This window comes from Paenibacillus sp. BJ-4 (assembly GCF_020404765.1).
Classification (GTDB): domain Bacteria; phylum Bacillota; class Bacilli; order Paenibacillales; family Paenibacillaceae; genus Paenibacillus.
The window spans coordinates 158,682-171,635 of sequence record NZ_JAIVEM010000149.1 but is presented as its reverse complement, the minus strand read 5'-3'; the positions used below and the strand labels follow the sequence as shown (position 1 = coordinate 171,635).

General features: G+C 47.1%; 12 protein-coding genes. 1 reads left to right on the top strand and 11 read right to left on the bottom strand.

The window, feature by feature from the left end:
- Positions 1 to 34: 34 nt before the first annotated feature.
- The 11 genes from dnaJ to gpr all read right to left on the bottom strand — a co-directional run bounded on the left by dnaJ (position 35) and on the right by gpr (position 12,476).
- Entirely contained in the window at positions 35 to 1,162 is a 1,128-nt protein-coding gene (gene dnaJ, locus LCF57_RS23125) for a molecular chaperone DnaJ (protein ID WP_226002808.1), read from the bottom strand.
- A gap of 244 nt (positions 1,163 to 1,406) precedes the next feature.
- Positions 1,407 to 3,251: a molecular chaperone DnaK gene (dnaK, locus tag LCF57_RS23120; protein WP_226002807.1), complete on the bottom strand. Its 1,845-nt coding sequence runs from the start codon at positions 3,249 to 3,251 to the stop codon at positions 1,407 to 1,409.
- A gap of 89 nt (positions 3,252 to 3,340) precedes the next feature.
- On the bottom strand, positions 3,341 to 3,919 hold the full coding sequence (grpE, locus tag LCF57_RS23115; RefSeq protein ID WP_226002806.1) for a nucleotide exchange factor GrpE: 579 nt from the start codon (positions 3,917 to 3,919) through the stop codon (positions 3,341 to 3,343).
- Between the two features lie 116 nt (positions 3,920 to 4,035).
- Positions 4,036 to 5,067, bottom strand: a complete 1,032-nt coding sequence (gene hrcA / locus LCF57_RS23110) for a heat-inducible transcriptional repressor HrcA (RefSeq protein WP_226002805.1) — start codon at positions 5,065 to 5,067, stop codon at positions 4,036 to 4,038.
- A gap of 273 nt (positions 5,068 to 5,340) precedes the next feature.
- Complete coding sequence (locus LCF57_RS23105) at positions 5,341 to 5,817, bottom strand: N-acetyltransferase (RefSeq protein WP_226002804.1); 477 nt, start codon at positions 5,815 to 5,817, stop codon at positions 5,341 to 5,343.
- 179 nt (positions 5,818 to 5,996) lie between these two features.
- Complete coding sequence (gene hemW / locus LCF57_RS23100) at positions 5,997 to 7,184, bottom strand: radical SAM family heme chaperone HemW (protein ID WP_226002803.1); 1,188 nt, start codon at positions 7,182 to 7,184, stop codon at positions 5,997 to 5,999.
- A gap of 139 nt (positions 7,185 to 7,323) precedes the next feature.
- Positions 7,324 to 7,503: a hypothetical protein gene (locus tag LCF57_RS23095; RefSeq protein ID WP_226002802.1), complete on the bottom strand. Its 180-nt coding sequence runs from the start codon at positions 7,501 to 7,503 to the stop codon at positions 7,324 to 7,326.
- Positions 7,504 to 7,531: 28 nt separating this feature from the next.
- Complete coding sequence (lepA, locus tag LCF57_RS23090; RefSeq protein ID WP_025718827.1) at positions 7,532 to 9,346, bottom strand: translation elongation factor 4; 1,815 nt, start codon at positions 9,344 to 9,346, stop codon at positions 7,532 to 7,534.
- Positions 9,347 to 9,417: 71 nt separating this feature from the next.
- The gene (locus LCF57_RS23085; protein WP_226002801.1) at positions 9,418 to 9,927 is read right to left on the bottom strand and encodes a DUF3679 domain-containing protein; all 510 of its coding nucleotides are present in this window, start codon (positions 9,925 to 9,927) and stop codon (positions 9,418 to 9,420) included.
- 50 nt (positions 9,928 to 9,977) lie between these two features.
- Positions 9,978 to 11,246 (bottom strand): stage II sporulation protein P, encoded by a 1,269-nt coding sequence (locus LCF57_RS23080; RefSeq protein ID WP_226002800.1) that lies wholly within the window; start codon positions 11,244 to 11,246, stop codon positions 9,978 to 9,980.
- Between the two features lie 228 nt (positions 11,247 to 11,474).
- On the bottom strand, positions 11,475 to 12,476 hold the full coding sequence (gpr, locus tag LCF57_RS23075) for a GPR endopeptidase (RefSeq protein WP_226002799.1): 1,002 nt from the start codon (positions 12,474 to 12,476) through the stop codon (positions 11,475 to 11,477).
- 198 nt (positions 12,477 to 12,674) lie between these two features.
- Here gpr and rpsT point away from each other — a divergent pair, with 198 nt between their 5' ends.
- Positions 12,675 to 12,947: a 30S ribosomal protein S20 gene (rpsT, locus tag LCF57_RS23070; RefSeq protein WP_007431285.1), complete on the top strand. Its 273-nt coding sequence runs from the start codon at positions 12,675 to 12,677 to the stop codon at positions 12,945 to 12,947.
- The last annotated feature ends 7 nt before the right edge of the window (positions 12,948 to 12,954 follow it).

Genomic DNA, 12,954 nt, shown 5'->3' with positions numbered 1-12,954 from the left:
TTCATGGTTGAAGCTCCGCGATGCTTACCTTGGATTAGTCGCCTCGGAAGGCGCGCTTCACACGGTCAAAAAAGGATTGCTCATTCTCATGTGTCTGCTCTCCGCTAAGCGCTGAGAATTGACGCAGGAGGTCCTTCTGTTCCTCACTTAGCTTGCTAGGCGTCACCACGACCACCTTAATATGCTGGTCACCCTGACCTACACCACGCAGCTTAGGCACACCTTTACCTTTAAGGCGGAAATAGGTACCTGTCTGCGTACCCGCTGGAACTTTCAATTTCACTTTCTCGGTCAGCGTCGGGATTTCAACTTCATCTCCCAATGCCGCTTGCGAGAACGTCAGCGGAATTTCACAGTAGATGTCGTCTCCCTCACGCTCGAAGAAGTCATGCGACTTCACACGGAACACGACGTACAAGTCACCTGCCGGTCCTCCGTTGATACCGCCTTCGCCCTCACCGTTGATACGCATTTGCGCGCCATCATCCACACCCGCTGGAATACGGATATGAATTTTACGCTGCTTGCGCACACGGCCAGAACCGCTACAAGTTGTACATTTTTCTTTGATGATTTTTCCAGATCCGCCGCAATTGGAGCAAGCGCGACGATTAACCATACGACCAAACGGTGTATTCTGTACCACTTCTTCCTGTCCGCTACCATGGCAGACGGAGCAGTTTTGTGGCTTGGTGCCCGCTTTGGCTCCCGTACCGTGACACGTATCACAGGTTTCCGTACGTCCAATGTTAATATCGGTTTCCTTACCGAACACTGCTTCCTTGAATTCGATCGTCATCGTATATTGGAGATCATTCCCACGCTGTGGTGCGTTCGGGTCACGTCGACCGTTGCCGCCACCACCAAAAAACATATCAAAAATATCGCCAAACCCGCCACCGAAGTCGGCTCCACCGAAGCCGCCTCCCATGCCCTGGTTCGGGTCTACATGACCATACTGGTCGTATCTTGCCCGCTTCTGACCATCGCTAAGAACGTCATAGGCCTCTTTCACTTCTTTAAATTTGCTTTCCGCGTCCGCAGCCTTGTTCACGTCCGGATGATACTGACGAGCAAGCTTACGGTAAGCCTTTTTGACTTCTTCATCCGAAGCGCCCTTCGCAACGCCCAGCACCTCATAATAATCACGCTTATCAGCCAATGTTCCACCCCCATGCCTACACGCGTCTGCACTACATATAAAAGGAAAGCCAAAGGCACGGGATGACCCGGCTTTGACCTTCCCATCATTTCAAGGCAGTACAACCCGTAATATGCTTATTTATCCTGAAAATAACGGTTCCCCTTCGGTCTCATCGTTATTTATCAAGGCAGCTACGCTGCTAGATACTATTCAGTGTATTATAACGCACCGGTGTACCGTAATGCCACTACCGATCCGTAGCTTAGTCTTTCTTCTGGTCTTCATTAACGACTTCATAATCTGCGTCAACCACATTGTCACGGCCTTTGCTGTCTGCTGTACCATTTTGAGCCTCTTGAGCTTGCGCTGCTTGAGCAGCTTGCTCGTACAGTTTTACAGACAATTGCTGAACAATTTCAGTCAGCTCTTCAGTAGCCTTTTTGATGTCTTCGAGGTTGTCGGTTTCCAGCGTTTTTTGCAGATTTTCTTTAGCTGCATTTGCCTTTTCGACTTCAGCCGCATCTGCTTTTTCGCCCAGATCTTTAATCGTTTTGTCTACGGAGTAAATCAGTTGGTCCGCAGCGTTTTTCGCTTCTACCAAATCTTTGCGTTTTTTATCTTCTTCCGCATGCAATTCGGCATCCTTCATCATACGTTCTACTTCCTCGTCGCTCAAGCCGCTGGAAGATGTAATCGTAATTTTTTGGCTCTTGCCAGTTCCTTTATCCGTAGCGGATACGTTCACGATACCGTTCGCATCCAGATCAAAGGTAACTTCGATTTGCGGTACGCCGCGTGGTGCTGGAGGAATATCTCCCAGTTGGAAACGCCCCAGCGTTTTGTTACCTGCTGCCATTTCACGTTCACCTTGCAGTACATGAATTTCTACGCTTGGCTGATTGTCGGCATATGTCGAGAATACCTGTGATTTGCTTGTAGGGATCGTTGTGTTACGCTCAATCATTTTAGTGAATACGCCACCTGCGGTTTCAATACCCAGGGACAGTGGAGTTACGTCGAGAAGAACGACGTCTTTCACATCACCTGTCAATACGCCCGCTTGAACTGCCGCACCCAAAGCTACCACTTCATCAGGGTTTACGCCTTTATGAGGCTCTTTGCCTGTCAATTTTTTGATTGCTTCCTGTACAGCCGGAATACGAGTGGAACCACCGACCAGAACGATTTTGTCGATGTCGCTGGCACTCATGCCTGCATCTTTCATCGCTTGACGAGTAGGTCCCAAGGTACGTTCTACCAGACCTTCAGACAGTTCTTCAAATTTCGCGCGAGTCAGGTTTAGCTCCAAATGCTGTGGAACGCCATCAACGACTGTGATAAACGGCAGAGAAATCGTCGTAGTCAGTACGCCGGACAGCTCTTTTTTCGCTTTTTCCGCTGCGTCTTTTAGACGTTGTACAGCCGCTTTATCTTTACTCAAGTCGATACCTTGATCTTTTTTGAACTCATTTACGAGGTAATCAATGATCACTTGGTCAAAGTCATCGCCACCCAGCTTGTTATCACCGCTTGTTGCTTTAACTTCGAAGAAACCGTCGCCCAGTTCCAGAATGGATACGTCAAATGTACCGCCACCCAGGTCATACACGAGGATCGTTTGGTCTTCGGATTTTTCCATACCGTATGCCAAAGCAGCTGCTGTTGGCTCGTTGACGATCCGCAGAACTTCCAGACCTGCGATTTTACCTGCATCCTTGGTTGCTTGACGTTGGCTGTCATTGAAGTAAGCTGGAACCGTAATAACGGCTTGAGTTACCGGTTGACCCAGATAAGCTTCAGCATCGGATTTCAGCTTTTGCAGAATCATAGCGGAGATTTCCTGTGGGGAGTACTCCTTGCCGTCAATGCTTTCTTTATGGTTTGTACCCATATGGCGCTTGATTGAGATGATTGTACGATCCGGGTTCGTAATCGCTTGGCGTTTTGCCGTTTCCCCTACAGTACGTTCTCCATCTTTTTTGAAACCAACAACGGAAGGGGTTGTGCGCGCGCCTTCCGGATTTGGAATAACGACGGCTTCGCCGCCCTCCATAACAGCCACACAAGAGTTGGTTGTACCTAAGTCAATACCGATTACTTTACTCATCGGACAATTCCTCCTTCTGTATATACGAGGCCCGCAGGCCAGAATGGTTGAATTTCAATTCATGTGTTGCTAAATGTATATTAAAAAAGCTACATGCTTACTTTTACCATAGCAGGACGAAGTACCTTGTCCTTCAGCATGTATCCTTTTTGCACCTCTTCAACGACGATACCTTCCTCATGCTCTTCACTTTCCACCTGCATAATAGCCTGATGGAAATCAGGATTAAACGGTTGACCCACCGAATTCATGGCCGTTACCCCCTCAGCCTGCAGCACGCCCTCAAACTGGCGGAAGATCATCTCTACGCCCTTGGCGAATGACTCAGTCTCTGCTCCCTGCTGTGCTGTTGCCAGCGCACGCTCGAAGTTATCGAGAACAGGTACCAGCTCGGTAACCAGCTTCATGGACGCATATTTAGCAAGTTCTTCTTTCTCTTTCAACGTGCGGCGACGGAAATTGTCAAAATCCGCCTGTGCGCGCAAAAAACGCTGTTGATGCTCCTCAGCCTCCGCACGAAGTTTTGCCACCTCTGTGTCTTCTTCCTGCGCTTCCAGTGCTGCCGCTTCGTTTACTGGCTCTTCCTGCTCCTGGATCGTCTCGGAAGCTTCCTCTGTGCTTACATTTTGTTGTTGTTTTTCTTCTTGGAACGCTTGTTCTTCCTTCAAAATGTTTCACCTCCTTCAAGTTATAACTACCCTTATAAAAACACGCAGCAATACACCCGCGCAGGATACAAAACGTATCTGAGCGCGGAACATGTAGAACTATACGCATTCTTGTTCTATTTAAACCGCTGCGTAAGCATTGCGGTCAAATCCTTAGATAGAATATCCAGAATGTTAATCACTCTCGCATATTCCATTCGCGTCGGTCCCAGTATACCTATGGTACCCAAAGCTTCCCCATCTATGGCATACGTAGCGGTGATCAAACTGCAATTGGCAAACGCCTCATGATCATTTTCCGTGCCGATGCGTACCTGCATTTCAGGTGCTCCGGGAACAGGTGTCATCAGTTTAAGCAGCGTTGGTGTTTCCTCCAGCAGATCAAGAATATGTTTAACCTTATCCACATCTTTAAATTCAGGTTGATTGAGCATGTTCGTGGCACCACTCAAATACAGGCGCTGATCTGATTCACTATCCAGTGCTTTATCCAGTACCTTCATAGCGTCCTCAAAATGAGACACATGCTTCTCCATTTCCTGACCAAGCGCAGTGTAAAGACGTGATTTAAGCTGATAAATCGGCACACCGACCAGCTTGCTGTTCAGCAAATTCACAACCTTTTCCATCTCGGAAATCGAAATTCCCGGCGGAATATCCACCGTCTTATTCTCCACCTGACCGGTATTGGTCACAATAATCGCTACAGCCGTCGTTTCGTTGAGCGGCAATAGCTGAAAATGACGCAATGAAGTATGAAAAACCTCCGGCCCAAGCAGGATGGAAGTATAATTGGTCATATGGGACAAAATGCCTGACGCATGTTGGATCACTTGCTCCATTACATTCAGCTTTTCGGCGTAAAAGGCTTTAAGTTCCCGCATTTCCACAGGCTTCAATGTATTTAGTGGCACCAAGTGGTCCACATAATAGCGATAGCCTTTATGAGACGGGATGCGTCCCGCAGAAGTGTGGGGTTGCTCCAGATAGCCCTGTTCCTCCAAATCCGACATTTCATTGCGGATCGTGGCGGGGCTGTATCCGACATCCTGCCTTTTGGATATGCTGCGGGAACCCACTGGCTCAGCCGAACGAATGTAGTCATCAATAATCGCATTCAAAATGAGTCTCTGACGTTCGGTTAACAAGCGAATCCCCCCCTTGTTGTATCCATATAGCCTGATTGTAAAATGGAATCATTAGCACTCGTTCGCGATGAGTGCTAACCGATAATACAAAAATACCAAACGGACCTGATCATTGTCAAGTCAGATCAGTATTTTCAATAAACGAGATTTATTGCGACCATTTGGATTACACGCAATGAACACAGCTTGCTTACATTTTTTCTAACGTAGCCCGCAAATACGATCCAATGAAAAAAAAAAAAAAAAAAACGAACTAACCTCATTGTTGACAGGTCAGTTCAGTATTTTCAGCACTGCGATTTCATCGCAATTATTTTGTTTGCTACAGTGTATGCAGTCGGTCCATACCTTTTCAGGGAAAATCTCTTTGTTTACTACATCAAAACCGTTTTTTATAAAAAAGGAGACCTCATAGGTCAAAGCCATAATTTTAGGGATACGTTGTCGCCGTGCCTCTATAATAAGGCCCTCTACGAGCTTGGAGCCAATGCCCATTCCTTTATGTCCGTCAGAGATGCCAAGGGAACGAATCTCTACCAAATCAGAGCCCAGTTTGCATAAAGAACCACACCCTACGACTTCGCCGTCCACTTCTGCAACAATAAACAGCTCCAGTTGGCGCGTAAGCACTTTCCTTGAACGTGGCAGCATAATCCCTCGCTCCGCATAGCCGCTAATCATTTGATATAAAGGCTCCACATCTTCAGGAACCGCACTTCTGCACAATACATCTTTACACACTGAAGCCATCTTGCTCTCCTCCTGCCGCTTGCCGCATATAATGAATAAATATACAACATTACGCATAGAATCGCAATACTCCATTTACCCTGCTGTGACAGAATGATGTTATCAATTGATTGGCCCGGCCTGCGAAGTTGAAACGTGCTGTATTGAAGCTCTTCCTTACGAACTTATGGACGTATGACTTATGAATTTACCGTAATGGAGCCGATGAACTCTGCAAATACATCATTTCCGAATAAAATACCGCGTTCGCTCAGACGGTAACCGTCCTCGACCGCTTCAATTAATCCCGCATTCAGCATTTTTCCAAGAGGAACTGTGAACGTATCCTCCAGCGCCTGACCAAATTGAGCTTCAAAGCGGGACTTGGACACGCCCTCCAGCATTCTCAAGCCCACCATGAGAAAGTCCTCCATCGCTTCCGCTGCCGGCACCTCAAAGCTATCCAGACGGGGCAGACCGTTACGAGTAGCCTCTACATATGGGGTAATGCCCTTTATGTTCATATGACGCTCTCTGCCAACGTATCCATGCGCCCCGGCACCGAGACCGTAATAGTCCTCATTACGCCAATAGGTCATATTGTGCTTACTCCCCAAACCGGGTTTCGCGAAATTGCTGATCTCGTACTGCTCATAACCCGCTTCTTTCATACGGCGCATGAGAAGCAAATACATTTCCAATTCGTCGTCCTCATGTGGAAGCGGAAGTTGATTTTTCTGGTATAGCGTGTGGAAGAGCGTATTTTCTTCAACCTTTAAACTATAGATGGAGTAATGAGGGAGCTCCAGCTCCAGCGCTCTATTAACGCTCTCATTCAACATGTCCACGGTTTGGTTCGGCAAGCCGAACATCAGGTCAATCGACAGATTGTCCAATCCGACCTTACGTGCATTTTCCAGACTACGATATACATCATCTGTATTATGAATGCGACCAATACCTGTAAGCAGCTCGTTCTGAAAAGCCTGTACCCCGAAGCTGAGTCGGTTGACACCGCCCTCTTTCATCACAGAAAGTTTTTCATAATCGGTTGTACCTGGATTGGCTTCCATGGAGAACTCAATATCCTCCGACCAGTTCGGAAAGTAGGTACGGACACTCTTCAGGAAATATTCCATTTCCTTCGGATTGAGCGTTGTTGGCGTTCCGCCCCCGACAAAAATAGTTTTGATTTCTCCTGGGGGGTGAAGCTTAACCGTATTTTCCATCTCCCGTTCCAGTGCATACAGGTATTCCATAACAGGCTGATCCTTTAGCACATAAGAGTTGAAGTCACAGTAAAAGCATTTATTCGTGCAAAAAGGTATATGCAAGTAAACCGCTTGAGGCGCGGAAGAATGTTCATGTTTTTGTATGGATGCGGTCATTTCCGATCCTCCTTGTTAATTCAGGGTGTGGTGATGGAAAAAATAGGCTGATGAGGGGGGGGGAGGTCGCTCCGTGGATGGATCATTCTTCCGATCGCTGTTACCCCCGGATTTTTTCATTGTAAATAACCTTAAAAGGTTAAAATCCGGGGGTAAAGGCGAACGCTACCGCTTCTTCAGAACGATTCCATCGACTCCGCTGCTGCCCACCGTCAATCGCCCATTTTTTTACTCTAAACCAGAACTTGAACGAACTCTCAGTCCTGAATAGCTTGCTCAAATAAAGACGCCCATTCTCCATGCACGGCAAATGCCCCATGAAAGAATGGACGAGACTTCAAGCAGCTTTACTCATCTATTTTCAGTACTGCCATAAATGCTTCCTGAGGTACTTCTACGTTACCAACCTGCTTCATGCGCTTCTTGCCCTCTTTTTGCTTCTCAAGCAGCTTCCGTTTACGGGAAATATCGCCACCATAACATTTGGCCAAGACGTTTTTACGCATAGCCTTAACGGTTTCACGCGCAACAACCTTTGTTCCGACGGATGCCTGAATCGGCACCTCGAACATTTGACGTGGAATGAGCTCGCGCAGCTTCTCACAAATGATACGTCCGCGATGGTAAGCCCGATCTCTATGCACGATGAACGAGAGTGCATCGACCTGCTCACCATTCAACAGAATATCCATTTTCACCAGATTGGACTGGCGATAGCCTGAAATCTCATAGTCAAAGGAAGCGTAGCCCTTGGTACTGGATTTTAGCTGATCGAAGAAATCATACACGATTTCAGACAGCGGGATCTGATACGTAATGGTTACCCGTGTCGTATCCAGATACTCCATATTCACGTACTCGCCGCGCTTGGTCTGGCAAAGCTCCATGACCGTACCTACGTAATCATTAGGCACGATAATGCCTGCCTTTACGTATGGCTCTTCCACATGTTCAATCCGTCCGATTTCCGGATAATTCGAAGGGTTGTCGATCTGAATCGTTTCGCCATTCGTCAACTGAATACGGTAAATAACGCTCGGCGCTGTCGTAATCAATGGAATGTTAAATTCACGTTCAATACGTTCCTGAATAACGTCCATATGGAGCAAACCGAGGAAACCGCAACGGAAACCGAAGCCCAACGCGCTCGACGTTTCCGGTTCAAAACTGAGTGAAGCATCGTTCAGTTGCAACTTTTCAAGCGCCTCACGCAGGTCGTTATACTCGGATGTTTCGATTGGATAGAGACCGCAATATACCATCGGATTGATTTTTCGATAGCCTGGCATCGGTTCTGGTGTTGGATTTTTCGCATCTGTCACAGTATCCCCGACACGTGTATCGCCCACATGCTTAATTCCGGCAACGATAAAGCCAACATCACCGACATTCAGCTCGTCCACGATAGTCATACGTGGCATGAAAGCACCAACCTCGATGACCTCGAACGTTTTGTCAGTCGCCATCATCTTAATTTTCGAACCCGCGCGGATACTGCCATCCACAACCCGTACATATACGATAACGCCTTTATAAGGATCATAATGCGAATCGAAAATAAGCGCCTTGAGCGGGTTATCCGGATTTCCTTGCGGAGCAGGCACACTTCTGACCACCTGTTCGAGTATTTCCTTAATACCGATTCCAGCTTTGGCTGAAGCATGTACGGTTTCGCTTGTATCCAGGCCGATAACATCCTCAATTTCCTGCTTTACCCGTTCGGGATCGGCACTCGGCAAATCAATTTTGTTAAGCACCGGCAAAATCTCCAGATTGTTGTCCAACGCCAAATAAACGTTAGCCAATGTCTGTGCCTCAATCCCCTGCGCTGCGTCTACTACCAGCAAAGCACCTTCGCAGGCTGCCAAACTACGGGATACCTCATACGTAAAATCGACGTGTCCCGGTGTATCAATCAAATTCAAAATGTACTCTTCGCCGTCATCGGCCTTATAAGTGAGTCGCACTGCCTGGAGCTTGATCGTAATCCCGCGCTCCCGTTCCAGCTCCATCTGGTCAAGCACCTGTTCCTGCATTTCACGGGAAGTGAGTGCACCGGTGTACTCCAAAATCCGGTCAGCCAGCGTGGATTTACCATGGTCTATATGTGCAATGATACTAAAGTTCCGAATTTTACGTTGTCTTGCCAAAATGTCAGTCATGCCTTACCCCCACACAATGCCTAGTGTCAATCAGCTTATTATAGCAGTTGTACGGGGGGTCAGCAATATTTCTATTCGGTTACTCCATCAAATACAGATACGACCCAACGAATGCTCTTCCTTGACAGGTTTTGCAGCAGTCCAGCGGTTTTATCTGCCATGGTATCCACTGAGGCCTGCTGTGCCTGAACGGCTAGTAGTTCACGAGGTGTCGCTCGGCTCTGCTGAGTACTGGCATTCTGTGCAGTTGTCGTATACCATTCGCGCGTCCCGCGTGCATCCTGGTCCTCATTTCGTTCGTTAGTATTCGTTTCATTCGTGTCCGTTTGCGGCTTAAATTGGACAGTTCCACTTGTGTTATTCGTACGGTTATAGGCTTGGCCATTGGCTGCCGGGGTATCCTCAATAACCGTCTGCTCATATTCGGCTTTCTGTTGATTTACGGATTGAATCGGGTCCCCGTCCCATTCCGGGCCATAGACTGAGCGCAGACCAGAGCCTGCCAGTTGCATACCAAGTAATACCCCTACCCCAATCAGAAGCACAAATCCAAGCGCTTTTTTACGAAAATGTCCGGACATTATATTTTCCCCTTTCCACCTTATATCTTTCCTCTGTCCACCGCCTTAATTTAATTGCCATTGTTGCTCTTTTTAGCATCAGATACCTTAGTGCCCGCCTTCTGTGCTTTTTGGTCCTCCCAATACACTTCGCTGATCATATCCGCCAAAACGTCCGAGGTGCGCTTTAACTCCTCCTCGGTGTTATCAATACCGCCGATTTCAATCAAAATACTATGGGGAGACAGGCTTTGATTGTACTCTCCATTGTTGCCTTTACCGCCATCCTTTCCCCATATTCCGCGTGATACGCCGTGATACGATTTTTCCAGTTTTTCATGAATACGGGCAGCGAAAGCTTCATTTTTACGCCAATTTTTATTGTCATGACCGATAATGAAATATACCTTGGCATAAGAAAGTCCATTAATAGTGGCTGTCGTTTTACTGTGACGTTGAGAGTCTCTGTGGATATCAAGCAGATAAGTTAAATCCTCATTACTCGCCAAGGCTTCCTTGACGGTTTCACGTGAATATTTATAGGAGTAGTTCCAATTGTAATTTTGCACTATGGAGGCATAGTCCTTATTTACATGCAGCGTGTTTATTCCTTGTTTCTCCAGTCTCTTTTTCACAAAGTCCCCCACTCTGGACACATTCGCTGATTTAGAACCGGAATTGGGATTGGAACTGGTTTTGCTGAGTAGTGGGTTATATGCTTCTCTGGGATGAGAATGGTAGATTAATATGCGTTTTTCACCTTTGGCTGCATCACCTGAATCATCCTCTTTTGCAGGGTCCGTTTCCGGTGTTGTCGGCAAATCTGGCGTAGTAGTACCATGATTCGGCGGGTTCGTAGAAGCATCTGAGCCACCGGGAGCATCCGTCGTTCCCTGATCGGGCTGATAATCTGTAGGACCCTCTACCTTGTCGTTTCCTGATCCCTTGCGTAGCAAGACAGGTGCATCTGCAGACATACCAGGAATTTCGCGTGAAATAAGACTTTTCGGATCTTGTGGATTAATACCTGTAAGCATTTGAAAAACAAAAGGCGACCACTGTTCACCCGACAACGAAGATTGTTGCTTCTTTTGTGCAAAATGAGGTACCTCCATACCAAGCAGGTCTGCAAAAAAGCCGCTGGACACCGAACCTGCAAATCCTTTCATCGAAGAAACAGGGGATGTTTGCAAACGATTTTCGGCCAGTCCCCCTAGTCCCAGTACGACAAATAAAAGCGCCGAGCCCATAATAAGCAGCACAAGCGTATGTCCCATCGCCAAAATTTCGATACCCTTTCTTCTCCATCTTCCGACGTTCCAGGTTTGAATTTTTTTCATGTGAGCCTTGTCCTCCTTCGTCCCGTCGAAACCCGCTTTTACATTCGGAACATAGGGTTCCTATCTGCTGCGGAAATCTCTTATACTTCAACTCTATGAACGAAGAACAATTGCTAGAACACAAAAAATCTCTATCCACAGGTAAATCCCATCCCTTTTTGAGAGAGATAGGTTACCTGTTAAATAGAGAACTTGGCGTCTTAGAAAGATGGTTTTGCTAACCTTGCATTAATGCGTATAAGCGGCAACATTGCCGGGGTCAACAGCCTCATGCAGAGCAGCGTTCAGTCCGGTTGCAATGATATTCGCGATATCTTCAATAAATTCATCAATCTCTTTAGGGGTCACAATCAGATCATGCCCCAACGGTTGAAGTACCTCTCTCACCAACCCGAGTCTCTCAGGCTCTGAAATATCGTCCAACATCCCCAGTATTGCTTTCGTAGGTGCCTTTTCTTTGGCAAAATGTGTTTTCATCAATTCAATTACATTATTTACGATGGTCGAAGCGTAGCATACCGTTGGCACGCCAATGGCGATGCACGGAACGCCCATAATATCCTTGGTGATACCGCGCCGTTTGTTACCAATTCCTGAGCCTGGATGTATCCCAATATCTGCCACCTGAATGGTCGTATTGACGCGCTCCAGTGAACGTGATGCGAGAGCATCAATAGCAATAATCAGTTCTGGTTTGGTGCGATCTACGATGCCTTGAACGATTTCACTGGACTCGATTCCCGTAATACCGAGAACACCCGGCGCAATTGCGCTCACATCCCGATAGCCGGGGTTGACTTGATCAGGCGTCAACTCAAAATATTGACGAGTCACCATCAGATTTTCAACGACAAGCGGACCCAGCGAATCGGGAGTTACGTTCCAGTTCCCCAAACCCACCACAAGCACCTGTGCCGTATTGGAGATGCCTATCTTTTGTATAAAATGCTCCATCTCTTTCGCAAATGCAATAGCTACTCGTTGCTGAAGTCCGGTGTCACCTCCACGTAAGCCAGGTACCTCTAGCGTGACGTAATGCCCTTGTACTCGCCCAATACGATTGGCCCCTTCTTTATTTAGTACATCCAAACGTGTAATTTTAATACCGTTATCTTCCTCCACGTCCTCACTGATACCCGCCAGCGGTACAGGCTGATCCCGTTCTGCCAGCTCTCTCGCCTCCAGTGCCAAATCCGTGCGTACCGCATATTTCTGCAAATCCAGATCCATCTTTTAAACCTCCTTGTATACCATCTCTGGCTATAGTGTGCGAGACACCCAACAGGTTTATGCACATCCATTTTCATCCTGTCATTTGCATAGCCACTGAATGTTTTCTTATTGCATTTTGAGGTGTAGCGTGCTAAAATATTTTAAGTTGTGAAACGTTTGTGTTCATAAGTAATGCCTTTACAGGAGGTGAATGTAATGCCAAACATTAAATCCGCTATCAAACGCGTTAAAACGAGCGACAAACGCCGTGCGTTGAACGCTTCCCAAAAATCCGCGCTTCGTACAGCAGTTAAAGCTGCCGATACAGCGTTGGTGGGTAACGAAGCTGAAGTTGCTGCTGCTGCTTTCAAAGTAGCTTCCCAAAAGCTGGACAAGGCTGTAACTAAAGGTCTGATCCACAAAAATGCAGCTGCTCGCAAGAAATCCCGCTTGGCGAAAAAACTTAACGCTCTTACAGCTCAAGCGTAAGCAAGAG